The organism is Dyadobacter sp. 32, from assembly GCF_902506755.1.
Lineage (GTDB): Bacteria > Bacteroidota > Bacteroidia > Cytophagales > Spirosomataceae > Dyadobacter.
In genome coordinates, this window is the sequence record NZ_LR735258.1 from 2,635,873 (window position 1) to 2,661,801 (window position 25,929).

A 25,929-nucleotide genomic window follows, 5' to 3' on the forward strand; every position below is an offset into this window, starting at 1 on the left:
AATAAAATGTCTGAAAACATATTGAAATGGACGGGAATTGGAAGTTTGGTGGCATTCCTGATATTCTTACAGAGTTGCCACAAAGCACCTGACCCGCTGCCCATTACTTTTTTTGATTCAACTTTTGAAACCGGCGTTGATGATTGGTCCGGAGATGCTGCACTGTACACTACTGCGAATGAAAATACTGTGCGCTTTACCCTCAAACAGGAATTGCTTCCGGACGTCTTAAAAAGTAAATTTCATGGATTGAAGATGGAGGGAACGAACGCTGGCGACAGTCTTTTTCTATTTGTTAAGAAAAAAATAACCAATCTTGATCCGGCAAAAATTTACAAGGTCGCGTATCAGATTGATCTTGCATCCAGTCTGCCCGATACCGTTGGCGGAGCTGGCAGGATTGTTTATTTAAAAGCAGGGGCATCCGCCGAAGAGCCAAAAAAAACTTTAACTAATGATCGGTACCTTGTATCCATCAAAAAAGGCCCGCTCGGGAAAAGTGGCAGTGAAATGCTTTTGTTGGGAAACGTTGCCAATGGCCTGGATTCCACATATTACAGACCGCTTACCCGTAGTAACGCCAACCTGGCCGTTCAGGTGAAGCCCTCCCCGGCTGGCGAAATATGGCTTTGTGTAGGTGTTCACACGGTATTTAAGGGAAATATTGCACTCTATTTTGATCGCATTTATGCAGCTGTAGGGGTAAAGACCGCACCTTGAATTTCAAAAATGATTGGCGTTAACCACAAATCGGGTTGAACCTTCTAGTAACTTTGCAGGAATGATACATATACAACCTTTTACATTTAATCCTTTCTCGGAGAACACCTACGTTTTGCACGACGATACGGGTGAAGCGATTATCATTGATCCGGGATGTTACGAAAAAGCAGAGCTGGATAAGCTGACGACCTACATCGAAAATAACCAACTGAGGCCTGTCAAAATTGTAAACACACATGCACACATTGACCACGTACTGGGTGTAGAAGCAGTAAAAAGAAAATATCAGATTCCGTTTTATCTCCATCAATTGGAAGAGCCCGTTCTGAAGGCTGTCAAGTCTTACGCTTCAAATTATGGTTTTGCACAGTTCAGTGAACCCGAAATTGACGTTCATCTCCATGAAGGCGACAGCGTTAATTTTGGCAAGTCAACACTCAAAGTATTATTTGTTCCTGGGCATGCACCAGGACACATCGCCTTTGTGAATGATGCGCAGCGCTTTGTTATTGGCGGCGACGTGCTGTTCAGGCAGAGTATTGGACGCACCGACTTACCCGGTGGCAATATGAACACATTGCTCAGCAGCATACGGACACAGCTTTTCGTTTTACCGGATGATTACACGGTTTACGCCGGCCACATGGAACCTACTACCATTGGCTTCGAAAAGAAAAACAATCCATTTCTTCGATAAATCAGGTTTACACCATTTTACCCTCTCAAGATGATCCGTCGTAACCTACCTAATGCGCTCACCTGTGGCAACCTGCTTTGCGGCTGCATTGGCGTAGTCGAGGCATTCCATAACAATCTCCTGCTGTCCTGTGGCTTGATAGGCGTAGCCCTGATCTTCGATTTCTTCGATGGATTTCTTGCCCGGCTGTTAGGCGTAAGTTCACCTATTGGAAAAGACCTCGACTCGCTGGCAGATATGGTAACTTTCGGACTGCTTCCGTCCATTATCGTCTACCAGATGCTCATGGAAAGTATACCCGACCTAATGGGAATCTGGAAAGCTTATCCAGCTTTTATTATTGCCATTTTTTCGGCAATCCGTCTGGCCAAGTTCAATAATGACCCCAGGCAGTCCGACTCTTTTATAGGTGTACCCACGCCAGCCAATGCGATGCTGATCGGATCATTGCCAATCATTGTCCATACGCACGAGCAATGGAAACCTTATATCATCAACACCACCAACCTCCTCGTTCTCACGCTGGTGATGTCCTACCTCCTCGTCATGGAAATGCCATTAATTGCATTGAAATTCAAATCCTTTGCGTGGAAAGGTAATGAATTTCGTTATGTATTTTTACTGCTAACTATCGTACTGTTGTTATTTCTCAAAATCCTCGCCGTACCAGTAATATTATTGCTGTATATACTTTTGTCATTGGCATCCAATTTATTGTCCGACAAGGCTTCGTCGGACAATTAAAGGGTGAAAATGTTCCGCAGGATTTGGGAAGCCTAAACCTTTAATTTTGTCCGGCTGGCAGATAAGACTTTTTAAAATCTGTTATCGGATTACAAAATTGACCAGTAACCAGGTAGAATCTTAGTTCAACTCGACAATCTATATAAAGACCTAACTAAGGATTATGACATATTCGCGTATTACAGGGCTCGGGTACTACGTTCCCGAACAAGTGATCACCAATGACGATCTGACACAGTGGATGGAAACTTCCGACCAATGGATTCAGGAACGTACCGGAATAAAGGAGCGCCGGTTTTTTGAGCACGGAAAGGACACCAATTACAGCATGGCTGCGGCAGCCTCCCGGATTGCCCTGGAAAGGGCCGGTCTCACGCCAAATGAGGTCGACGTCATTGTATACGCTACCATAACGCCGGATTACTTTTTCCCGGGTTCTGCCTTTCTCATGCAAAGGGAACTCGGGATGGACGGAAAACCAGTTATTGACATCCGTGAACAATGTTCGGGGTTTGTGTATGCATTATCCATTGCAGATCAGTTTATCAAATCAGGGATGTACAAATCTGCCTTGGTAGTAGGTTCGGAAATACAATCCAGCTGGATCGACAAAAGCACCGCCGGGCGAAACATCGCTGTTATTTTTGGAGACGGTGCTGGTGCAGCTGTGCTACAAGCGACAGAAAATCCACAACATTGTATACTATCTACGCACCTTCATGCGGATGGCCGGTTCGCAGAAGATTTATATGTAAAAGAGCCGGGGAGTAGCCGGCCGGGCAGATCAGCCACCAAAGAAATGATCGATGATGGCGGTTTCAACGTACATATGAATGGGAACGCGGTATTCAAGCATGCAATCGTTCGATTTGGTGAGGTGATCAGTGAAGCGCTGGATGCGAACGGCTTTCAGCCAACCGACATTAATCTGCTTGTACCCCACCAGGCCAACATCCGTATCAGTGACTACGTTAGAACACAAATGGGCCTTGACGAAAGCCAGGTGATGAATAATATTCAGCGCTTTGGGAATACAACAGCCGCCTCTATTCCTATTGCTTTATGTGAAGCCTGGGAGAACGGCCGGCTTAAAGAGGGAGATTTGGTCTGCCTGGCGGCCTTCGGAAGCGGGTTCACCTGGGCCTCGGCATTGATAAGGTGGTAAAAAGGAAACAAATGAACCAGGTCGCAGGGGTTAGCTGATATGCTTTCGTATCGTCTTGTTGTTTACCAAAATGACCAATATTGAATTAATATTGTCCGGTTGACAGCATAACAAGCGTACACCCTCGAACTGGTACGATATTTGTATTCAATAAAATATTCTCGAATTCGGGATTTTCAGTACCAGGATTAAATATGACACGTTTGGGATTTAGTGAAATGATATAGTTGTAATACTCTGGCTGACGACTGGGGTTAATGTAAAGAGTTACGGTATCTATCTTGGTCCACTCTACTTTTTCCCGGTGTATTTCTTCACCAAAGACTACACCCGCTCTTAAGCCGATCAAAAAGATTTCATGGCCGTGCATTTTTAATTTTTGTGCGGCCAATGATGAATATCTTGACTGAACCGGGGAAGCTCCTATAATTAATGTCCGTTTCATATGTAATTTTGAATTAAAATTAACTTATTAGAATACGATAATTCCTACACCAATGAATGAACCAAATGTAAGCCGAAGCTATTGGAACGAAAAATGGGCCAAAATAATATTTTCAGAGGTGGAAAATGCACCACATTATGAGGTTTCCAATTATGGCCGGCTGAAAAGTTTTCAAACCAATCCGAAAGAAGGGTCCATCATCAAAGGGTCGGTCATTCAGGGTTACCGTTCCCTAAACATTCGTGCGGCTGGTGGTAAAACCATCAACCGATACGTGCACAAGCTGGTTGCTGAATATTTTACTGAAAAAGAAAGCCCTGATCACGTTTACGTTATCCACCTGGACTTTGAAAAGCAGAATAATTACTATGAGAATATTAAATGGGTCACCAAAGAAACCATGATCGCCCATAGTAAAGAAAATCCGGCTTTCATTAATAGGGTGATTCCAAGGCGGACTAAAAATTACAAATTGACTGAAAGTAAAGTCCGGATTATAAAAAAATTGCTGAAAAATGATAACAATCGTCTTAAAATGATTGCCAAGCAGTTCGGTATAACCCATACTCAGCTAAACCGGATCCGATCAGGAGAAAACTGGAAACATGTTACCATTGAGGATTAATTGACAACTTAATTCATTTTTTGTCACCTGCGGAAACCGTATAGCCGCTGCCGTTCATTCCATCCTCGTAGTCTACCGAAACTCCCAGCACATACATCAGGTGACGTTTGTCGATTATGACCCTTACCCCTTCAATCGTGTAAGCCTGATCCATTTCTGTGGGAGTATCAAAGCCGAGCAGGAATGTGGCACCGCATCCACCTCCGCGCAAACCCACTCTTAAACCATAAGTGTCCGGTATTTTGTTGGCTTGTAAGGTATTGTTGATTTCTTCTATCGCCTTCGGAGTGATTTGAACAGGATTCTTCATTACCATTTCTTCATACTTTATGGGCGGGGCCTTCATCTACGACCCCGGTTGCTTCATTTAGTAACCACTTCACAATTATCACATTCTCCTATCATTAACCTCTTCAACTAATTCTGGTTCCCTGCAGTTCAAATCATATTTAGTTAAATTTTCTCCTGTATCTGTTAATTTTCTAGTTATGCTGTAATTTTGCAGCTTAATTTAGTTTAACCGCGTCAGCATGGCTGCAACAGAAATATACCCATTACTTATTGTCCTGCTTTTAGGGTCTATCATGACTTTCGGAATGTACCTCACCATAACCACAGTGGCTTCCAAGGTTTTTGAGAAACAAAAGTGGGACATTGTAACCCGAAATGTTGAAATAACACTGCCGCTTCGTCTGCAGGCTTATGAACGGATGTGCCTTTTTCTGGAAAGGATTACCCCCGGCAATTTGCTTCTTCGCCTGGTTGCATCAGGCGGAAGCGCACAGGAACTGCAGACTCTGCTTCTGTTTGAAATCAGGGAAGAGTACAATCACAATTTGTCGCAGCAAATTTACATGAGCAACGATGCCTGGGAACAAGTTGCCAACGCCATGAACGAAGTTGTTTCCATCATTAACCAGTCATCGGGTGTGGTTGCTCCTGACGCTCCGGCAACGGATCTGGCCAAAACAATCCTGTCTCAGGTAATCGAAAAAGAAATTCAGCCATCCACGCACGCTTTAAAATTCCTGAAAAAGGAGATTCAAACGCTTTTCAGATGAGCTTGCATCCGAGCGGAACCAAGCCTTTATCATCCAGACTCAAAATCGGGTTATTGCCTTAACGGCTAACCCAAACAAAATAAGAATGCTGTATCCTAATACCATAGAGCAGAAGCTTGGCTTTGATAAGCTCAGAGAAAAACTTAAGGAGGCGTGTATCAGTCCTCTGGGAATTGGTTTTGTAGAAAAAATCAGGTTTTCAGATAACTTCAGCATGGTGGAAAAACTGGTAAGTCAGACCGCCGAGATGAAGCGTATTATTGAAATCGGCGAAAATTTCCCGTCCCAAAATTATCTTGATGTTACTCCTTTTCTGAAACGAGCAGCCATCCAAGGCATGTTGCTCACCCAGAGTGAATTTTCCGACATCAGCGTTTCCCTACAGACGATCAGGCTTTGCCTTCGTTTTTTTGAAAGTCAGGAACCCGGAACTTTCCCTCTCCTTAGCGAATATGCCAAATCGGTAAAAATAGAAAAAGCGATAACTGATGCCATAGACCGCGTCATAGATGATCGGGGACAGGTCCGCGACAGCGCGTCGACCGAATTATCCCGTATTCGCAAACAACTGATTTCAGAGCAGGCTGGAATACGTAAAAAATTGGACACCATGCTCCGAAGCGCCAAGAGCAATGGTTGGATCAGTGAAGATGTTTCACTCACTGTGCGTAATGGCAGGATGGTGATACCGGTTGCCTCGGAACATAAACGAAAACTGAAAGGTTTTGTTCACGATGAATCTGCCACGGGTCAAACCGTTTTTATTGAACCCACTGATGTATTTGAATCCAACAACGAGATACGTGAACTCGAGTATGAGGAACGCAGGGAAATAAACCGCATTTTACTGCAACTTACCGACCTGCTTCGCCCCTTCGTCCCTGACTTACAAAAGGCCTATTCCTTCCTGGGTTTGATGGATTACCTGCGGGCCAAGGCGCGGCTGGCGATTGAAATGAATGCCATTTATCCCCAATTCACCAACAGGCAATTTGTAGACTGGCGAAATGCAAGACACCCGCTTCTACACTTGTCGTTTCAGAAGCAGGGAAAAAAAGTGGTGCCACTCAACATTGAGCTTCAGGAGAAGGAGCGTATTCTCATCGTATCAGGACCGAATGCCGGTGGCAAGTCCGTGGCATTAAAAACGGTAGGACTCATTCAATACATGTTTCAATGTGGCCTGCTGGTTCCGATGGAAGACGGCTCCTCCATGGGATTTTTCCAGAATATTTTCATTGATATTGGCGATGAGCAGTCGCTGGAAAATGACCTGAGCACCTACAGCTCACATTTAACCAACATGCGGCACTTCCTGACGTTGGCTAACAAACGTACTTTGTTCCTCATTGACGAGTTTGGCACCGGAACAGAACCGGGGCTAGGCGGAGCGATAGCCGAAGCGATCCTTGAAGATCTGACAAAATCAGGTGCTTATGGAGTCATCAACACCCATTATACCAATCTCAAAGTACTCGCTGACAAAACAGCAGGCCTGGTCAATGGTGCCATGCGCTTTGATGGTGAACATCTTGAACCACTTTACCAGCTCGAAATAGGTCGTCCGGGTAGTTCCTTTGCATTTGAGATTGCGTCCAAAATTGGTTTACCGAATTCCGTAATCAACCGGGCCAAAGAGAAATTAGGAACGCAGCAAGTGAATTTCGAAAAACTGCTGAAAGAACTGGATATTGAGAGGAAAGTTTTTGCAGATAAAAATATACAGCTGGGTATAAAAGAAAGGAAACTGGCCAACGAGCTCGCAGATTACACCACCCTCAGATCTAGCCTCGAAAACAACCAGAAAAAGATTGTAAATGAGGCAAAACAAAAAGCAAAAACGTTACTATCAGACGCCAATCAACTGATTGAGAATACCATACGTGAAATAAAAGAAAACAAAGCAGAAAAAGAAAAAACCAAAACGGTAAGAGGAGAACTCGAAAAGTTCAATAAAAAGAATCTGGTCATAGAGCAGGTAGAAGTACCGGTTCAGGAGGAAGAAGTTTTTGAGGCTGAAAGCGGCGCCATAGCCGTAGGAAGCTACGTGCGCATCAGTGGGCAAACGGCCATTGGCGAAGTACTTGTGTTGAAGGGAAAAGATGCCGAAATCAGGATCGGAGATCTTAAATCAACCATAAAATTAAACCGGCTGGAAAAGGTTTCCAATAAAACGTATCGTAATGCCACAGGTGAAAAGAACCTGAAAACCAGCGCCAAAGGAGTTGACATGAACGAGCGTATGCTGAATTTCAGTTTTAATCTGGATATGCGCGGGAAACGCGGTGAAGAAGCACTAGGCCTCGTGGACCAATTTATGGATAACGCGATCATGCTTGGTTACGACGAGCTCCGCATCGTACACGGGAAAGGTGACGGGATATTGAGAACATTGGTCCGAAACCATCTGAAAGGCTATTCTCACGTAGCCGGCATGCAGGATGAGCACCCCGACCGAGGCGGTGCAGGGGTCACGATTGTAAAGTTGAAATAAATTTAATTTTCTACGAAGAAATTGGCAGGGTCAGGACATCATACCTGAAAGAACCTCCATATTGGTTTTCTGATCAAAAATGGCACGAACCGGTATCACAAAACCGTCAACAACATTACTATCGATAACTTGTTTTGGATGAATAAAAACGGGCTCATCGTATTCCATGGTGTCTATATCCAGAATATACTTTTCAACCGTTTCTTTTAAGGGATCGACAATCCAGTATTCCCCTACCCCATGGGCGGCATAATCTTTAAACTTGATTCCCCTGTCCCGATCGACCGTACCTTTTGAGAGCACCTCAACGATGAGATCAGGAGCTGGATGCTGCATTTGGTTTTCATGGAAAAACTTCGCCTTTTCTTTCCCCCAAAAACAGATATCAGGTTCGTAATCGTTTCGGGTAAGCGATATCAGGGCCTTTTCCGAGTCAACCTGACCAAGATCTCGGGAGATGACATATACACGTAATAGGGTAAACAAATTACCTACTACATTCAGGTGATTTCGTTTAACAGGTGAATGCATGATGATCTCTCCGTTGATGAATTCTGCTTTCTGATCTTCTTTGATCCAGTCATAAAAGGCCTTGCGGCTTTCTGCTTCGTTAGCCAGAGCGGTCTGTACCTTTTCGAGTATAAAGACCACGTTGGGCTCATCCAACAATTTATCAACCAGTTCGGGCATCATACCGTTTGTCATTCAAAATAGTAATACATTCAAAAATAGCGAAATCATTCTCTTTAAACAAAAAGTCAGGGGCGTAATCCTGTATCCTTCCATCGACTTAAATAACGCAAAAGAGGATGCCTTACGACATCCCCTTTTGGTGTTAAATTCTCTATTAACTAACGCTTAATGACTCGCAATGGCTGCTGCATTCTCTGCCTTACGACCACGCATCCAGAAATACAAGATGCCAAATGCAATGATCAGGATACCCGGGAACAACACCATAGTTTGTAAAGTTGCCTGCCCCGCTGCCAATTCCATTTCATCACCCGTTAAGCCCGCTGCAAGTTTTTCCGCTTTTGCATCGTCGATCCAGCCACCAATGAAGGGTTGAAATATAGCGGTCGAGAGCATTCCTACCCCGCCAACCACAGACATACCCAGAGCCCCGCTCAACGGAATATACTGCGCAACGAATCCAATCATAGTAGGCCAGAACAGCGCCACACCCATTGCAAATACCACTGCCGCTGCATAGGCCGCCGGGCCTGTTACCGTGCTAAAAAGGTAAATTCCTATCGCTGCCAGTATGGACGAGCCCCACAGGATGCCGGTAGGACCAACCACTTTGATGATAGGTGCTGCAAAAAATCTGGTAACCGCCATCAGACCGGTCACCAAGGCAAGAATCAGCATGGGTTTTGCTCCACTCTTACTCATGATCATGCCAGTCCATTGCTGTGGTCCGAACTCACTGATAGCCGTAAATGCCATGCAGAAAAATATGAAAAGAAACAAGGGAGAGAACATAGCCTTAAAATTTTCTCCCAAGGACCGTACGCCATCAATATGCGGTTTGGGAAAGGCTTGTCCATAAAAAAGGAATGCATAAATAATGGTTGGAATCATCAAGACCCATATTTGCGCCTGCCAGCCGAAACCTGCACCCGTCATAAACTCCGACAATATACTTCCTACTACAATACCTCCCGGGAACCACATGTGAAAACGGTTGAGCATTTTCCCCATCTGCAAGCCGGAATAGCTATCCGCAATCATCGGATTACACGCTGCCTCAGTACAACCATTTCCAATCCCGATGAAGAAAGTGGATATCAAAAGACCTGCATAACCACCTGCATAAATGGTCATGATAATACCAATCGCGTGACACACAAAAGCGATTTGCATGATGATTTTCGGACCGACGGTATGGTAAACCAATCCGCCGACGACCATAGATAATGGCATACCCAAAAATGCCATTGAGTTGATAAATCCCAGTTGCGAAGCAGTGAGATTGAACTCAGTGCCAAGCTGAGACAGAATCCCGGCACGAATACTAAATGAAAACGCAGTGGTAATCAGGGCAAAACAACTTGCGTTAAAAAGTCGTGAGCTGTTAACTGTTTGGGTCATTGGTTAAGCGGGTTTGATATTAAATGATATATTGAACGACTTGGGAATATTGATTTTATTTAAGATTTTCACAAAAAAAACAAATACTTTTCAATTCTACTACCAGTTTGTTGTGAAAAGTGAGATTTCAGCCCTATAAAATTATATTTGTAAGTAGTAAGAGTCATGGATACTACTCTTTCTTACAGTAAAATCTTTTTTTAAACTTTAAACCAACAGGAATGTCAAGAAAGATCAGGATGGGTATGGTGGGTGGAACACTCGACGCTTTTATTGGAGGTGTTCATCGCCGTGCAGCGATAATGGATGGGGAAATAGAACTCGTTTGCGGTGCATTTAGCTCTAATCCCGAAAAATCAAAGGAAACAGGAAAAGCCCTCTATCTCCCAGAAAACAGGGTATACGCAGACTATGAAGAAATGATCCTGAAGGAAAAAGAACTGTCGGAAGGTGATCGGATGGATTTCGTTTGCATCGTAACACCCAACTTTGTTCATTACGGCCCAACTAAATTAGCTCTTCAGAATGGTTTTCACGTTGTTTGTGACAAACCCATTACCCTCAATACCGAGGAAGCCGAAGAAATTGCGGCACTTGTCGAATCCACCGGATTACTTTTCTGCCTGACACATACATATACCGGCTATCCTATGGTAAAGGAGGCTCGTGCGATGATCGCCAACGGCGCCATTGGCAAAGTCCGTAAAGTGATTGTAGAGTACCCGCAGGGCTGGCTTTCGAGCTTTGTGGAAGGACAGGGCACCAACAAGCAAGCAGAATGGCGTACAGACCCGGCTCGTTCAGGTGCGTCGGGTGGTTTGGGAGATATCGGCACGCACGCCGAAAACCTGGCAGAATATGTCACGGGACTTCACATCACGCAACTCTGCGCCGATCTTACCATTTTTGTAGAAGGGCGCCTTCTTGACGATGATGCTCACGTACTTCTCCGCTTCAATAATGGTGCAAAGGGTATCCTGCAGAACAGCCAGATCGCAAACGGTGAGGAAAACGACCTCAACATACGCGTATACGGTGAAACCGGCGGATTGGAATGGAATCAGATGGAGCCAAACACACTGATTCACAAAACCAACCAGGGAACGCGCCTGGTAAGAACGGGTGTAGGAAATTTATCCCAGGCAGCGCAGGTACACACACGTGTTCCCGCGGGCCATCCCGAGGGTTACTTCGAAGCTTTCGCCAATCTCTACCGCAACTTCGCCCTGCACGTAAGAGCACGTATGGAAGGTACAACGGTTGATCCGGTCTATGACTTTCCGACCGAAAAAGACGGTCTGAGAGGCATGAAATTCATTGATGCTGTGATTGCGTCGAACAAATCAGACCTGAAATGGACTGATTTTTAGGTGAACGCATCGAGTTATACGAGTTAGGCGTTAGCTTCGCAAACGCTTTAACAGAACTATTTAAGTCGCACAATTTTTCATTTATTTTACTAAATCATTTTATGAACAAAATTAAAGTTGGCGTTGTAGGTACCGGCTTCATTGGACCCGCACACATTGAAGCGTTAAGACGCCTTCCAAATGTAGAAGTGGTGGCACTTTGTGAAGTAACTGCTGAACTTGCCAGAGAAAAGGCGGATATGCTGGGAATTGAACGTTCCTACACCTTTGATGACTTGCTCAAACAAGACGACATTCAGTCTATCCATATCTGCACGCCAAATTTTCTGCATTATTCCCAATCCAAAGCAGCGCTATTGGCGGGGAAACATGTGATTTGTGAGAAGCCTTTGGCCAAAGACCTTGCAGAAGCCGAAGAATTGGTAGCGCTTGCTGCAAAATCCGGGTTGGTTAATGCCGTGCACTTTAACCTGCGTTACTATCCCCTGGCCCGCCAGATGAAATCCATGAGAGAAAGTGGCGATCTGGGTGAAATTTATTCTTTCATAGGCTCATACCTACAGGATTGGCTCTTCTACGAAACCGATTACAACTGGCGCCTTGAACCAGATAAATCAGGCGATTCTCGCGCCATTGCTGATATAGGATCCCACCTGATGGACATCCTGGAATATATAACCGGTCTGAAAACGGTTGCCGTTCTGGCCGATTTCAACACCATTCACAAAACCCGGAAGAAGCCGTTGAAACCAGTGGAAACCTATTCCGATAAAATGCTTACGCCCGAAGACTACGCTGATGTGCCCATTACCACAGAAGATCACGCCAACGTTCTGTTGCGTTTCGACAACGGCAGCAAAGGGGTCATCACCGTCTCTCAAGTATCTGCCGGACGGAAAAACCGCATGACGCTTGAAATTTCCGGCTCCAAAAAGACTTTTAACTGGACATCGGAAGCACCGAATGAGATGTGGATTGGTAACCGTGATAAGAGCAATGAAGTGCTTATCCGTGATCCATCGCTGGTAAATCCTGACGTACGCTCTCTGATCACTTTCCCCGGAGGCCATAATGAAGGCTTTTCGGATACCTCCAAACAACTTTTCAAAGAAGTGTATGCAGCAATAGAGCAAGGCAAGCAGCCCGAAAACCCCACATTCCCAACCTTCGCCGATGGATACCGCGAATTGCTCATCTGCGAAAGAATCCTGGAAAGCAACAAAAAACAAGGATGGGTGGAAGTTTAATAATTTAGAATGAGAGAATGACAGAATGATTGAATAGTTGACAGGCACACACTTTTGGAAATGAATGAAATTAATGCGAAGCAGGCATTCATTGAGGAGCTAAAGTATAGAACCAAACAGTTTGTCCTACGTAGCATCAAACTTTTCCGGGCTTTACCGTCAACCGAAGAAGCAAGGATTATTGGAAAGCAATTTCTTAGATCCTCTTCATCAGTCGGGGCAAATTACCGTGCTGTCTGTCGATCAAGAAGTCAAAAGGAATTTTTCGCCAAACTTAGTATAACCATTGAGGAGGCTGACGAGTCATTGTTTTGGCTGGAGATTATCTCGGAATCTAAGATCCTGCCAGTGGAAAAGTTGGACAGTCTGATGAAAGAGGCGGAAGAAATCGTTAAAATTCTTTCCACGGCCAGAAAAAGTTCGAGTCAGTAAAATTCGAGTCATCCGTCATTCTATCATTCACTCATTACATCATTCAACATTAACAAAATATGAAAACAATTAAAGGACCTGGGATATTTCTTGCTCAGTTTTTGGGTGATGAAGCTCCGTTTAATTCATTGGATTCCATTGCCGACTACATGGCCGCTCTGGGCTACAAAGGCCTGCAGCTACCCGTATGGGATCCGAGAGTGATTGACATCAAGCTGGCGGCTGAGTCGAAAACATATACAGATGAATTAAAAGGCAAACTGAATGCCAAAGGACTGGAAATAACCGAATTATCGTCTCATATCATCGGACAGCTCGTGGCATCGCATCCGGTTTATGACGAAATGTACGACGGTTTCGCAGCGCCGGAAGTGCGTAAAAATCCTAAAGCGCGTGCAGAATGGGCAACGCAGCAACTTAAATATACAGCTCAGGCCAGCAGGAATCTGGGTTTGACAGCCAGTGCAACGTTTTCCGGAGCATTGGCCTGGCCATTTCTGTATCCTTGGCCACAACGCCCGGCCGGTTTGGTAGAAACTGCTTTTAAGGAGTTGGCGGCCAGATGGAAACCCATTTTGGATGTCTATGACGAAAATGGTGTAGATGTGGCCTATGAATTACATCCCGGCGAGGATCTTTTCGACGGATCCACCTTCGAAATGTTTGTAGACTACCTGGGAGGGCATAGCCGTGCCAATATCAACTACGACCCCAGCCATTTTGTATTACAGCAGCTTGATTATTTACAATTCATAGATCTTTATCATGACCGCATCAAAGCGTTCCATGTGAAGGATGCTGAATTTAATCCAACCGGTAAACAGGGCGTTTACAGCGGTTTTGCCGGATGGGCTGACCGGGCAGGGCGCTTCCGTTCACTTGGAGACGGCCAGGTGGATTTTGCTGCTATTTTCTCCAAACTGTCGCAATACGATTACGGCAGTTGGGCGGTTTTGGAATGGGAATGCTGCATCAAATCGCCCGAACAAGGTGCAGCTGAAGGAGCACCTTTTATCGCAAATCACATTATTGAAGTGACAACAAAGGCTTTCGATGATTTTGCAGGAACAGGCGCTGATGAAGCATTTAACCGGAAAGTTCTGGGAATCTGAAATATAATTTGAAAAAGTGCAGTAAGCTGGCTACCATTAGGATGACAGCTCACTGCACTTTTTTATTGAAATATAAATTCAAAACGGCCTTCGCGAAGTCACCATGCACACTAGCACACATCCAACGACCCACTCAATACCAGGATAATTAATGAATATGAAAGCAAACATCCTATTTTGAGGAAAAAATTCGTTTAAAAAAGGTAAGTTTGACAATTAAAATAAATCGAACCCATCATAACCATAACCATTTTCACAATGCAATTTAATGTCCGCGGATTAGTGCCATTAGCAGTGCTTTTCTTCATTTTTTCCCTTTCATCCTTCGTTGCCGCCCAGGTAGTCACCCCCGAAAAACGTGTACTGGTATTTTCCAAAACCGCTGGATTTCGTCATGGATCCATTGCAGCAGGAAAAACTGCTATTCAAAAGTTGGGAAGTGAAAATGGCTTTTCGGTTGACACAACAGAAAACGCAATCGTTTTTACAGAAAAAAACCTGCGGAGATACAGTACTGTAATTTTCCTGAACACTACAGGTAACGTGCTGGATGAAACACAGCAGGAAGCATTTGAACATTACATTCAGGCAGGAGGTGGCTATGTGGGTATACACGCCGCAACGGACACCGAATATGACTGGCAATGGTACAACAGACTGGCCGGTGCGCAGTTTGCGAGCCATCCCGGAAATCCGAACGTTCAGGAAGGAAATGCTTTCGTAGTAGATGACAACCATCCATCCATGGCCGGATTCCCGAAAAACTGGAAAATTAAAGATGAATTTTACGACTTTAAGAATTTCAACAAGCAAGTAAAGGTTCTTGTAAAAATCGACGAGAAAACTTACAAGGATGGGAAAATGGGCGACGATCACCCCATGTCATGGTATCACGAATTTGACGGAGGTAAGGCTTTTTATACCAATTTTGGTCATGAAAATGCTACATTCAGCAACCCCGTCTTTTTGAAACATCTGATGGGTGGGCTCAGCTATACCATGACTTCCAGCCTGGACTTTTCAAAAGCACGCCCGGAAGAAAACCGCTTCACAAAAAAGGTTTTGGCTGCCAAGCTCGATGAACCTACCGAACTAGTGGTGCTGGACGATCACCGGGTATTACTCACGGAGCGGAAAGGTAAACTGAAATTATACAATCCTAAAACCGGAAAAATTAAAGTTGTAGCGGACGTTCCGGTCTACTCCAAACAGGAATATGGTTTGATGGGGTTGAATATCGACCCAAACTTTAAAACGAACAAGCTGGTTTACCTTTATTATTCCCCACCGTCCTCCGAGGCCGATACAGCACAGCATTTGTCCCGATTTAAATACGATGATATCAGGGACACATTACTTTTGTCCACAGAGGAAACGTTGCTGACAATCCCTGTAAAACGGACCGATTGCTGCCACACTGGCGGCTCAATTGCCTGGGATGCCAAGGGAAATTTGTATTTATCGACCGGTGATGACGTTAACCCATTTCAATCAAATGGATTCGGGCCAATAGACGGACGTCCCGGACGTGAAGGCTGGGATGGTCGACACTCTTCCTCCAACACCAATGACCTGAGAGGTAAAATTGTGAGAATAAAACCTCGCTACGGCGACCGCCGTGCGAACATGCCCGGCGGGACAAACCTGTATGACATTCCTGATGGTAACTTGTTCCCGGCTGGAAATCCAAAGGCAAGACCCGAGATTTATGTAATGGGGACCAGAAATCCTTATCGTATCTCTGTGGATCAACATACCGGATACGTGTATTGGGGAGATGTGGGCCCGGATGCGTCCAATGACAGTCCCACGCGCGGACCAAGAGGTTACGATGAGGTAAACCAGGCAAGGAAGGCGGGCTATTTTGGTTACCCACTCTTTATTGGTGATAACAAACCCTATCGTGCCTATGATTTTGAGACGAAGGTTTCAGGTGAACTGTTTGATCCTGCGAAACCGATCAACGACTCCCCGCACAACACCGGTTTGAGAGAATTACCGCCAGCGCAACCTGCCTTTATCTGGTATCCTTATGCCGAATCCCCTGAATTTGGTGCAATCGTAGGAAAAGGCGGCCGTAACGCTATGGCTGGTCCGGTGTACTATTACAACGATTTCAAAGACAGCAAAGATAAATTCCCAACTTACTACGACAAGAAGTTTTTCTCTTACGACTGGATCAGGGATTTTATCAATATCGTTTCCATGAACGATGCCGGAGATATTGTCAACATTCAACGGTTTATGCCCAAAACGAGTTTCAGCCATCCCATTGATATGCAGTTTGCCAATGATGGTTCTCTGTACACATTAGAATACGGCCCCAACTGGTTTGCCCAAAATGATGAAGCCAGCTTGTCACACATTACCTTCAACGCCGGAAACCGGGTCCCCGTTGCTAAAGTCACTGCCACCAATACCATTGGAGCTGTACCATTAAAGGTTGTCTTTTCCTCAAAGGGCTCCATTGATTACGACAAGGATGCGATCAAATACGAATGGTCGTTCGGTAAAGGATTACCAAAAAGCAATGTAGCCAATCCGACTTTCACTTATTCTAAACCTGGCGAATATGTGGCAACCCTAGAAGTTACCGACTCAGCCGGCAATAGCAGCACATCGGAAGTGACCGTGAAGGCGGGCAATGCGATTCCGAAAGTGGATGTGGCCATCAAAGGAAATAAAACATTCTACTGGAACGATAAACCTGTAAGCTATGAAGTATCTGTGGCAGATAAAGAGGACGGAAGTACTTTAAACAAGAAAATTCCGGAAGACGAGGTTAGTCTCACGATCAACTATCTGGAAGGATTTGACAAAACCCAGCTGGCACAAGGTCACGTAGCCAATACTGGTTTTGAGACTGGTAAACGATTGATTGAACTAAGCGACTGTAAAGCTTGCCATGCGGTCAATAAAAAGTCTATCGGGCCTGCCTACATAGAAGTAGCCAAACGCTACGAAAAAGAACGCAATTCAGTGAAAACACTGGCCGCGAAAGTGATCAATGGTGGGGGCGGTGTATGGGGAGAGCAGGCCATGGCGGCCCACCCGCAACATAAACCGGAGGAAGCGGAAGAGATGGTAAAATATATTCTGTCATTGGCTAAGGAAAAAGTGGTAGACAAAAAACCATTAAAGGGCTCTTACGTAACCCAGGCCAAGCAAAAAGAAGGCTCTTACATTTTCAATGCCAGTTACACCGACAAAGGAAACCCGATTGTTGGCCCATTGACCGGCTTTAAATCGGTAGCACTGCGTCCGGCCAAAATCCGTGCGAATACCTACGAGGAAAGCAAGGACGTTTCAACATTCAAGATTCCTAACGGTGCAGAAGTTGTAACCGGCCTGAAAAACGGCAGCTATATTGCATTTACTGATATTGACCTGACTGGAATCAGCAGTTTAGACATAGCAACCGGATTCAGGCAAGGACAGAGCGCAGGAGGAATTCTGGAAGTGAGACTTGACTCTCCAACAGGAACCAAATTAGGTGAAGCCAAAGTGGAGTCAGCAGATACTCTTACTATTCCGGCGAAAGGCACTTCGGATGGTAAGCTGCACAAGCTTATTTTCCTATTCAAAAATACCAATGCAGGATCCAAGTCATTGTTTTCAATTGACTGGATTCAATTTAATACTTCACTTTAGCAAAATATTCAAAGACAAAAAAACACCACGGACACAATCGTCCGTGGTGTTTTTTTTGCCCCCTTTAAGTACGCTACAATTACGACCCCTTTGCTCGCCACACCGAGCTTTTTACCTCAAGCTCCATGGGTTATCAGCAAAGCCCTCAATACCCAATCCAAACAAGGCAAAATCGTATTTTACCGGGTCGTGGGGATCCAATGTCTTAAGCGCAGTAGTCAACTCCAAGGCTGTTTGCCAATCTGTTACGGGCCTCTTTATCAGTCCAAGCAAGCGCCCGACCCGGTCTACATGAACATCACAAGGACACACCAGCAAAGCCGGCGAAATATTGTTCCAGATACCGAAATCCACACCCTTGTCGTCTACGCGTACCATCCAGCGCAGGAACATATTCATGCGTTTACAGGAGGATTTTCTAATGGGCGTAGCGATGTGTTTTCTAGTCCGAACACTGAAATTTTCAGAGTTGCAAAACAATTCATGAAACCCGATCAGCCCATTTTCAATGGTGGTATCAGATTCGAGGATGTGATTACTAAATGCATTTTCCAGCGAATCATGCTGACGATAATATTGCTGAAAAAAGTGTAAAAAATAAAGTGTATCGGTCGCGTTGAAGGTGCGATGCTTGAAAGCAAGGAATTTTTTCAGGTCACCTTCCGTATGATTCAGGACAAAATCGAACGGAGCATTGTCCATCAGTGCGGAGAGTTCCAGACATTTGTTAATGATGGTTTTACGTTGTCCCCAGGCCAGCATGGAGGCCCAAAAACCCATTATTTCAATATCCTGTCTCAAAGAAAACCGGTGCGGGATGCTTACCGGATCGTTTTCAATAAAATCCCTTCTATTGTACTGCTCACTTTTTTTCTCAAGTAAATCAATCACAAAGTAAGGAATTTCTATGCTTTTAGGCTCTGCTATTACCATTTCCACCTCCAAACACAAATGCAAGTACCCGGGATATTCCTGAAAAAAACATCAGAATTACTGAAAACAAAAATGTAAATATGGCGATAAACGGATAAAGCAGGGTAAACATAATACGCCATGCCTTGTAACCAGCCGTATTTTTAAGTGCTGCCCTCTCTTCCTCTCTGCGTGACCTGAACTGTGGAGAATGCTTCATGATTCCTGACTATTATCTACTTCCTGTTTTAAATGTGTGTTCGCAGCAAACAGGTTACTCAAGATAACTCACAACAGCGCGGAAACGTTTGCTATTGGGCGAAACTTTTTCAAACGCTCTGGAAGACATTTTAATAATAATATCCTCATTGGCACTGGTGTCAGGAATTCGACCCACAATTTTAACAATAATACTTTCCTGGTTATATTCATTCAATACATTCACTAACGACCCAATGGGAGCGGTTCTGTGTAGCCCCAGAAACTTGCTGGTACTTTCTCCCGTTTCGATACCTTCTGCCAACCCTGACTCTGATTTGGATTTACCCCTGATCACTTTTGGGGCAACTACCTCCTCCACAGGCTTAACCACCTTCTCCGCCACCACGGCCTTTGCTCTAACGGAATCCTTCACGACGTTTGTTACAACTTTAGTTGCAGGAGCAGCGGCAACCGTTTTTTCCACTGATTTATCCCCCACGATTAATGTCTGCCCATCTTTTAGATTATCATCCGTAAGATTATTCCACTTACGGATATCCGCCATTAAAACACCATATTTTACAGCAACCCGGTAAAGTGTTTCGCCCGCTTCCACCCGATGTATTCCATTTGGCGCAACCGCGACAGCCGACGAAGCACTTGGAGGTGCAGAAGTTGGCGTTGCGGGTGTTGTGGTCGGCAATGACTTAACGGGTGCCGGTGTATTTAGCACGGGCTTGGTCTCTTTTAAATCCGGTTTTGTAGCTACCTTGATCTCTTCTTTTTTTGATTCTTTTTTTGTAGTCTTCGCTGTATAGGGCACTCTGATGGTCTGCCCTGATTGTAATCCGTCAGCCATGCCGGGATTCGCTTCACGAAGCGCGTGAATGGTAGTGCCGTACTGCCGTACAACGGCAAACATAGTCTGCCCCTGGTTAACACGGTGCAAAACAAAAACCTTTCCACCGACCCTCTCCACACCCACAGAGTCAAAACGAGCTATTCCCCTGGCATGGGCACTTTTCAATCCAGTAAACATCCCTGCCAAAATGGCAAAGCAAAATACGTATTTCATTTATTATGAAAGCTTTAAACTTCTAAACTCGTTACTATTGCAAAGATATACCAATGTGCCCCCTCTGAGTAAAATGGTAGATTGTCCTACACCATCACGCCTCTCAGCAAGTTTTTCATGTAGCATTATCTCCCTGTTGCTCGCAAAGATTGCCAAATACTGGGCAACTTTTTCCTGCTCGTAAATATAATAAGAAAAGATCATATAGGGCCGACAGTCCAGATAATCGATACAGACCGGATTGCTAACGTCCAGTTGGTTTTTCAAAAATGAAGACAACATTGCAAAATAATCTTTTCCAGCACTATAACGGATAGGCTGTTTTAAAATTATTCCCGTAACCGTATCTGTATGTCTGCAGCCCTCCTCTGGCACATCCTCGCCTGTGTTTGCGTAGGCGGTCACATAATGCACGGCACCGGGCTGCCGTGTGGCAAGTTGGATCATACGCTGATCAATGGTCTTGACTAAAACACAATCGGGCAGTGTCCAAAGCAAGTTGCCTGTATCAACAGACAGGGCAGATAGATCTGTGGGCTCAGGCAGGTCGGGATAGCGATTGTGATGGATATAGATTTGATTGTGTCCGAATCCGGTGATTGACGACCACCAGTCGACACCCTCAGGGTACGAAATCCACTTCACTGCTCGTCCATCCAAATCAATAAGTGCGAAAGAAATCTTCTTTTCTGTAATTTCACGCAATTCTATGGCCCATTCATTTCTGTCTGGATCAGGATGAGGCAAAATCCGCCAGATATTTTGTAAAAATGTATGTGTAAAAACTTTTTGCAATTTTTTAGCTTTATTTTGAAGTCGAAATTATAAAACATCAATCAAACTCCAACCTTGTGCAAATATTAGGAATAATTCCAGCCCGATACGCTTCTACCCGTTTTCCGGCGAAAGCCCTGGTCGATATCGGCGGAAAGAGTATGATTCAGCGCGTTTATGAACAATCCGTACAGGCAACCAAACTTTCCAAAGTGGTGGTGGCTACTGACGATGTGCGTATTTTTGACCATGTTTTGGATTTTGGAGGAACTGCTATTATGACCTCAGAGGACCATCAGAGTGGCACAGACAGATGCTTTGAAGCATTAACCAAAACAGCAGGAACGTTTGACTACGTCATCAATATCCAAGGTGACGAACCATTCATCAGTCCTGAGCCGATCAACCGGCTAGCCGATGCATTAAACTCTGAAACCGAACTGGCTACGCTTGTAAAAGTGATTGATAACCAGGAAATTCTTTTCAATGTAAACGTACCAAAAGCTGTACTCAACAAACGGGGCGAGGTGCTTTATTTCAGCAGGCAAACGATTCCCTATCTGAGAAGCTCCGAACCCGATAACTGGCTAAGCGAGCATTGGTTTTATAAACACATAGGAATCTATGCGTATCGAGTGGATGTACTCGAAGCTATAACCAAACTGCCTGTCTCATCGCTTGAAAAGGCCGAAGCCCTGGAGCAATTGCGCTGGCTGGAGAACGGCTATGTGATCAAAGCTGTGGTGACCTCCGACGATTCACATGGCGTAGATACACCGGAAGATCTGGAAAGAGTTTCCAGGAAGTTTTTGCGTTAAGTACCTCTCGGGAACGAAAATTGAGTGACTTAGGAATGACTGTCAACGTGTGGGGCGGAACCTGTTAAAAAAGCTTAAAACTCGTTTTTTCATACCAGACGCAAGCATGGCACGTTACAAATACATGGTTTTAATACTAAATCGATAAAAAAAATTATGCAATACAACATTCTTTGGGCCGACGATGAAATAGATCTTCTTAAACCTCATATCATGTTTTTGACAAACAAGGGATATAACGTCACGCCTGTAAACAGCGGAGCGGATGCCCTTGACCGGATTGAAAACGACCGATTCGATATCGTGTTCCTCGATGAAATGATGCCTGGCATGACGGGGCTGGAAACGCTTGCTCAAATAAAGCAAATGCAGCCAACCTTACCCGTGGTGATGATTACGAAAAGCGAAGAAGAGCACATCATGGAGGATGCCATAGGCTCCAAAATTGATGATTATCTTATCAAACCGCTCAATCCGAACCAAATACTTCTTTCAGTAAAAAAAATACTTGATAACAAACGACTGGTAACTGAAAAAACCACGCTTAGCTATCAGCAGGAGTTCCGAAATCTGGCGATGCAGTATCAGGATAGGATAGGTCATGAAGAGTGGGCCGACATTTACAAAAAACTGATTTACTGGGAGCTGGAACTTGAGAGTTCCGACGACCAGGGCATGTCCGAAGTATTTAGCATGCAGAAAAGTGATGCAAATGCCAATTTTTGTAAATTTATTGAAGAAGAATACGAAGACTGGCTTAACGATCCAAGGTCAAACAAACCGATTCTTTCACACCAATTGATGAAACAAAAGGTGTTCCCGCATCTGAAAGCTTCCACTGAACCGGTATTCTTTTTATTGATTGACAATTTCCGCTATGATCAGTGGAAAATGATTCAGCCTATATTGCAGGAGTACTTCAATATAGAGGAAGAGTCGTCCTACTATTCCATACTTCCCACGACAACAGGCTACGCCAGAAATGCAATTTTCTCCGGCCTCATGCCCAGCGAAATGGAAAGGAAATATCCACAGTGGTGGGTAAGTGACGAAAATACTCCTGACGGAGAAGAAGGACTAAACAATCATGAGTACGATTTTCTTCAAAAACAACTTGAGACCAATCACTTCAATATCAAGTCGTCCTACAATAAAATCTTAAATGCAAATCAGGGCAAAGCGCTTATCGACAACTTTAACAACCTGATGAATAATCAGTTGAATGTGATTGTGTACAATTTTGTGGATATGCTGTCCCATGCAAGAACGGATGTGCAAATGATCAAAGAACTGGCACCGGATGAGGCTGCATACCGGTCCATTACCCGTTCCTGGTTTCAGCATTCTCCGTTACTGGACTTCTTGAAAAAAATTGCAGAGAAAAAATGTCGCCTTATCCTGACTACCGATCATGGCATGATCAGGGTACAAAAACCTGTAAAAATCATCGGGTATCGGGAAACCAATACCAACTTGCGATATAAACACGGAAAAAATCTCGGCTTCGACGATAACCACCTCATGGTCTGCCGGAAACCTGAACGGATATTTTTACCAAAACCGCATGTATCCACGTCGTATGTTTTCACCAAGGAAGATTATTTCTTCGCTTATCCCAACAATTACAATCAGTATGTGAATTTATACCGGGATACTTTCCAGCACGGTGGTGTTTCGCTGGAAGAAATGATCATTCCGTTTATTGACCTGAAAGCGAAGTAGAGGTGACTGTAAGAAGTCAGGAAGGCGATCTGGAGACAGCCTGACCACCAAAAAAAGACCCGGAGGTGAAAATTTCACCTCCGGGTCTTTTTTTGGTTTCCCTTTCTTCCCTTTCTCCCTTCTTCCTTTCCCCTTTTATCCCTCTATAACACTTCCATTTTCGCACTTCAGAACCCGTGCTGGAAATTTTTTGATAAAATCGTGATTATGTGTAGCCATTAAAATCGCGGTGCCCGCGTTATTAATGGTCTTAAAAACCTGGATAATTTGCTCACCCACTTCTGGATCCAGGTTTCCCGTAGGTTCGTCGGCAATCAGAATTTTTGGTTCATTCAGCATCGCACGGGCAATGACTACCCGCTGCTGTTCTCCTCCAGATAGCTGATGTGGCATTCTTTTCTGGGCCGTGCCCAGGCCCACCTGCATGAGCACTTCTGCAATCCTTTTAGAAATTTTAGGCTGTTGCTCCCACCCCGTAGCCCGAAGTACAAAAGACAAATTGTCTTCAACGGTACGATCGGACAGCAATTGAAAATCCTGGAAAACGATGCCGATACGACGACGTAAAAAAGGTATGTCGGCCCGTTTAATCTTATGCAATTCATAACCTACCACCTTTGCCGATCCCGTATGAAGCCACAGATCGGCATACAAAGTCTTCATCAAAGAGCTTTTTCCGCTACCCGTCCTGCCAATCAGGTACACGAATTCTCCATTTTTTATTTCAAAATGGACATCGTTCAATACGGGTCTGTCGCCTTGATAAATATCTGCCCGATCCAGTGCAATGATCGGCTCTGTTGATCCAGTCATAAATGTAAATTAAAAAACCCCGGTGCGTACCATGCTTAAATGCTAAACATGGTACGGACTGGGGAATATTAAAATTTAAGAATTTCCTTTTTTGTAATCTTCAAGGAACTTAGCAAGACCGATGTCCGTAAGCGGATGCTTAAGCAAAGCTTCCATTGCGCTCAAAGGACCGGTCATCACATCAGCACCCACTTCTGCACACTGGATTATGTGCATCGGGTGACGAACAGAAGCGGCCAGAACCTGCGTTTCATAACCGTAGTTACGGTAAATGGTAAGTATTTGTTCGATCAAACCAATGCCATCCGTTGAGATATCATCCAAACGTCCAATGAAAGGAGAAACATACGTCGCGCCCGCTTTGGCCGCTATTAACGCCTGACCAGCTGAGAAAATCAAAGTACAGTTGGTACGAACCCCTTTGGTTGAAAAGTACTTCAAGGCTTTCACACCTTCTTTGGTCATGGGTATCTTCACAACAATCTTATCGTCAATCTCAATAAGCTCCTCACCTTCACGAATCATTCCTTCCAGATCAATCGCAATAACTTCGGCACTCACGTCTCCGTCAACAATGTCACAGATCGCCTTGTAATGACGCATGATGTTATCCTTTCCTGTAATTCCCTCCTTTGCCATAAGTGAAGGATTGGTAGTAACCCCGTCTAAAACGCCAAGAGCCTGAGCTTCCTGAATCTCTTTCAGGTTAGCGGTATCAATGAAAAATTTCATATTGAAAATTGAATGGTTAGAATATGCTACAAAAGTAGAAAACCCTGATTAAAACCAAAAGAAAGAAGTGAATTGAAACAAAAGGGCATAAAAAAAGGCAAACCGAGAATCTCACCGCATCAACCACCTACCCTTGCTTCCGTCAGGACCTGGGGGATTCGGAAGGAGCTGGTAGTTCCGATTTGCCTCTGCAAAGATAAAGACATTTTATTGACAAAAAGAAAACATTCATTTAACGTTTCAACTTACTTTTGCACGAACCAACTATAAATGAATGACTATGCCGAAAATATTTTTTTTTATTTTTCTTTTTGCCCTTTATTCCTGCCAGTCCTCTGATGCGTTTTTGACAAAAGCCAAATCCCTGATGAAAGATGGTAAAACCAAGGAAGCCATTGAATATTTGAACAAAGCCATAGAAAAAAATACGTCCAATGCCGAAGCGTTCAATACCCGCGGGGTGGCCTACTACGAATTGAAAGAGTATCCCAATGCATTGCTGGATTTTAATCAGTCTATTAAACTTCAAAACGACTCTTACCGGCCCTACTTCAACAGAGCGATGTTGTATACCAGTGAAAACAGGCTCGACTCTGCTTTATCGGATTACAACAAAGCCGCACAATTGGCGCCCGACACATCCGATATTTTCCTGAACCGGGGTCAGATCCATGCTTTACTTGAAAAATTACCCGAAGCCATCTCCGATTTCCAAACCGCAACGAAGCTGGACGAAAACAACAAACAAGCATGGTATAACCTGGGCAATACCTATTACCGCCAGAACGATTTTAAAAAAGCAGCTTTGGCATTTCGCGAGACAGTGAAGCTGGATTCTCAATATGGCAAAGCCTTCTACGGATTGGGACTGGCGCAATGGAACGACAATGAAAAAGACCTTGGCTGTGGAAACTTTAAGCAGGCTCTTAAGCTTGGTTATGCGGATGCCAACGCGGCCATCATTGAATATTGCAAGTAAATTTACCTTTAAATACGGTTTATTTTGTAATTCGCAAGGGTTG

The 25,929-nt window shown here is 44.4% G+C and carries 25 protein-coding genes; 15 read left to right on the forward strand and 10 right to left on the reverse strand.

Annotated features, from left to right (window positions below):
• Window positions 1-6 precede the first annotated feature (6 nt).
• The 4 genes from DYADSP32_RS10610 (at window position 7) to DYADSP32_RS10625 (ending at window position 3,329) form a co-directional block, all read left to right on the forward strand.
• Window positions 7-720 carry a hypothetical protein gene (locus tag DYADSP32_RS10610; RefSeq protein ID WP_149242758.1) on the forward strand — a complete coding sequence of 238 codons (714 nt, stop codon included), beginning with the start codon at window positions 7-9 and terminating at the stop codon, window positions 718-720.
• A 61-nt stretch (window positions 721-781) separates the two neighbouring features.
• Window positions 782-1,420 (forward strand): MBL fold metallo-hydrolase, encoded by a 639-nt coding sequence (locus DYADSP32_RS10615; protein WP_149242757.1) that lies wholly within the window; start codon window positions 782-784, stop codon window positions 1,418-1,420.
• Window positions 1,421-1,450: 30 nt separating this feature from the next.
• Window positions 1,451-2,164 carry a CDP-diacylglycerol--serine O-phosphatidyltransferase gene (pssA, locus tag DYADSP32_RS10620; protein ID WP_149242756.1) on the forward strand — a complete coding sequence of 238 codons (714 nt, stop codon included), beginning with the start codon at window positions 1,451-1,453 and terminating at the stop codon, window positions 2,162-2,164.
• Between the two features lie 163 nt (window positions 2,165-2,327).
• Complete coding sequence (locus DYADSP32_RS10625) at window positions 2,328-3,329, forward strand: beta-ketoacyl-ACP synthase III (protein ID WP_149242755.1); 1,002 nt, start codon at window positions 2,328-2,330, stop codon at window positions 3,327-3,329.
• A gap of 85 nt (window positions 3,330-3,414) precedes the next feature.
• Here DYADSP32_RS10625 and DYADSP32_RS10630 read toward each other — a convergent pair whose 3' ends face one another.
• The gene (locus DYADSP32_RS10630; RefSeq protein WP_149242754.1) at window positions 3,415-3,774 is read right to left on the reverse strand and encodes a CoA-binding protein; all 360 of its coding nucleotides are present in this window, start codon (window positions 3,772-3,774) and stop codon (window positions 3,415-3,417) included.
• A 52-nt stretch (window positions 3,775-3,826) separates the two neighbouring features.
• Between DYADSP32_RS10630 and DYADSP32_RS10635 the strand changes: the two genes are divergently transcribed.
• Window positions 3,827-4,399, forward strand: coding sequence for an NUMOD4 domain-containing protein (locus tag DYADSP32_RS10635; protein WP_149242753.1), 573 nt, complete (start codon window positions 3,827-3,829; stop codon window positions 4,397-4,399).
• A gap of 13 nt (window positions 4,400-4,412) precedes the next feature.
• Here DYADSP32_RS10635 and DYADSP32_RS10640 read toward each other — a convergent pair whose 3' ends face one another.
• Window positions 4,413-4,745 (reverse strand): iron-sulfur cluster biosynthesis family protein, encoded by a 333-nt coding sequence (locus tag DYADSP32_RS10640; protein WP_414617686.1) that lies wholly within the window; start codon window positions 4,743-4,745, stop codon window positions 4,413-4,415.
• A gap of 184 nt (window positions 4,746-4,929) precedes the next feature.
• On the opposite strand from DYADSP32_RS10640, the gene DYADSP32_RS10645 reads away from it, so the two are divergent.
• Both DYADSP32_RS10645 and DYADSP32_RS10650 read left to right on the forward strand, forming a co-directional pair.
• Entirely contained in the window at window positions 4,930-5,460 is a 531-nt protein-coding gene (locus tag DYADSP32_RS10645) for a hypothetical protein (protein WP_149242751.1), read from the forward strand.
• An 85-nt stretch (window positions 5,461-5,545) separates the two neighbouring features.
• Entirely contained in the window at window positions 5,546-7,954 is a 2,409-nt protein-coding gene (locus DYADSP32_RS10650; protein ID WP_149242750.1) for an endonuclease MutS2, read from the forward strand.
• Between the two features lie 30 nt (window positions 7,955-7,984).
• Here DYADSP32_RS10650 and DYADSP32_RS10655 read toward each other — a convergent pair whose 3' ends face one another.
• On the reverse strand, window positions 7,985-8,647 hold the full coding sequence (locus DYADSP32_RS10655) for a Uma2 family endonuclease (protein ID WP_149244896.1): 663 nt from the start codon (window positions 8,645-8,647) through the stop codon (window positions 7,985-7,987).
• Between the two features lie 165 nt (window positions 8,648-8,812).
• Window positions 8,813-10,048, reverse strand: a complete 1,236-nt coding sequence (locus DYADSP32_RS10660; protein ID WP_149242749.1) for an MFS transporter — start codon at window positions 10,046-10,048, stop codon at window positions 8,813-8,815.
• A 239-nt stretch (window positions 10,049-10,287) separates the two neighbouring features.
• Here DYADSP32_RS10660 and DYADSP32_RS10665 point away from each other — a divergent pair, with 239 nt between their 5' ends.
• The 5 genes from DYADSP32_RS10665 (at window position 10,288) to DYADSP32_RS10685 (ending at window position 17,860) form a co-directional block, all read left to right on the forward strand.
• A complete protein-coding gene (locus DYADSP32_RS10665) occupies window positions 10,288-11,418 on the forward strand; it encodes a Gfo/Idh/MocA family protein (RefSeq protein WP_149244895.1) in 1,131 nt (376 codons plus the stop codon).
• A 101-nt stretch (window positions 11,419-11,519) separates the two neighbouring features.
• Window positions 11,520-12,665 carry a Gfo/Idh/MocA family protein gene (locus tag DYADSP32_RS10670; RefSeq protein WP_149242748.1) on the forward strand — a complete coding sequence of 382 codons (1,146 nt, stop codon included), beginning with the start codon at window positions 11,520-11,522 and terminating at the stop codon, window positions 12,663-12,665.
• A 60-nt stretch (window positions 12,666-12,725) separates the two neighbouring features.
• Window positions 12,726-13,097, forward strand: a complete 372-nt coding sequence (locus tag DYADSP32_RS10675) for a four helix bundle protein (protein ID WP_149242747.1) — start codon at window positions 12,726-12,728, stop codon at window positions 13,095-13,097.
• A 59-nt stretch (window positions 13,098-13,156) separates the two neighbouring features.
• Window positions 13,157-14,209, forward strand: a complete 1,053-nt coding sequence (locus tag DYADSP32_RS10680) for a sugar phosphate isomerase/epimerase family protein (protein WP_149242746.1) — start codon at window positions 13,157-13,159, stop codon at window positions 14,207-14,209.
• A 258-nt stretch (window positions 14,210-14,467) separates the two neighbouring features.
• Window positions 14,468-17,860 carry a ThuA domain-containing protein gene (locus tag DYADSP32_RS10685; RefSeq protein WP_149242745.1) on the forward strand — a complete coding sequence of 1,131 codons (3,393 nt, stop codon included), beginning with the start codon at window positions 14,468-14,470 and terminating at the stop codon, window positions 17,858-17,860.
• 111 nt (window positions 17,861-17,971) lie between these two features.
• On the opposite strand, the gene DYADSP32_RS10690 is transcribed toward DYADSP32_RS10685, so the two are convergent.
• Genes DYADSP32_RS10690 through DYADSP32_RS10705 form a run of 4 tightly spaced genes read right to left on the reverse strand, consistent with a single transcriptional unit; the run spans window position 17,972 to window position 20,843 of the window.
• The gene (locus tag DYADSP32_RS10690; protein WP_149242744.1) at window positions 17,972-18,793 is read right to left on the reverse strand and encodes a TIGR02757 family protein; all 822 of its coding nucleotides are present in this window, start codon (window positions 18,791-18,793) and stop codon (window positions 17,972-17,974) included.
• Complete coding sequence (locus DYADSP32_RS10695; protein WP_149242743.1) at window positions 18,774-18,992, reverse strand: hypothetical protein; 219 nt, start codon at window positions 18,990-18,992, stop codon at window positions 18,774-18,776. Before DYADSP32_RS10695 ends, DYADSP32_RS10690 begins: the two co-directional genes overlap by 20 nt.
• Window positions 18,993-19,046: 54 nt before the next feature.
• Complete coding sequence (locus DYADSP32_RS10700) at window positions 19,047-20,048, reverse strand: LysM peptidoglycan-binding domain-containing protein (RefSeq protein WP_149242742.1); 1,002 nt, start codon at window positions 20,046-20,048, stop codon at window positions 19,047-19,049.
• Window positions 20,049-20,051: 3 nt separating this feature from the next.
• Window positions 20,052-20,843: a DUF4905 domain-containing protein gene (locus DYADSP32_RS10705; protein ID WP_149242741.1), complete on the reverse strand. Its 792-nt coding sequence runs from the start codon at window positions 20,841-20,843 to the stop codon at window positions 20,052-20,054.
• Between the two features lie 56 nt (window positions 20,844-20,899).
• Between DYADSP32_RS10705 and kdsB the strand changes: the two genes are divergently transcribed.
• A complete protein-coding gene (kdsB, locus tag DYADSP32_RS10710; protein WP_149242740.1) occupies window positions 20,900-21,640 on the forward strand; it encodes a 3-deoxy-manno-octulosonate cytidylyltransferase in 741 nt (246 codons plus the stop codon).
• A gap of 156 nt (window positions 21,641-21,796) precedes the next feature.
• Window positions 21,797-23,362, forward strand: coding sequence for a bifunctional response regulator/alkaline phosphatase family protein (locus tag DYADSP32_RS10715; protein WP_149242739.1), 1,566 nt, complete (start codon window positions 21,797-21,799; stop codon window positions 23,360-23,362).
• A 135-nt stretch (window positions 23,363-23,497) separates the two neighbouring features.
• Here DYADSP32_RS10715 and DYADSP32_RS10720 read toward each other — a convergent pair whose 3' ends face one another.
• On the reverse strand, window positions 23,498-24,175 hold the full coding sequence (locus DYADSP32_RS10720) for an ATP-binding cassette domain-containing protein (protein ID WP_149242738.1): 678 nt from the start codon (window positions 24,173-24,175) through the stop codon (window positions 23,498-23,500).
• Between the two features lie 75 nt (window positions 24,176-24,250).
• Entirely contained in the window at window positions 24,251-24,907 is a 657-nt protein-coding gene (gene fsa, locus DYADSP32_RS10725; RefSeq protein ID WP_149242737.1) for a fructose-6-phosphate aldolase, read from the reverse strand.
• Between the two features lie 280 nt (window positions 24,908-25,187).
• Between fsa and DYADSP32_RS10730 the strand changes: the two genes are divergently transcribed.
• A complete protein-coding gene (locus DYADSP32_RS10730) occupies window positions 25,188-25,886 on the forward strand; it encodes a tetratricopeptide repeat protein (RefSeq protein ID WP_149242736.1) in 699 nt (232 codons plus the stop codon).
• Window positions 25,887-25,929 lie beyond the last annotated feature (43 nt).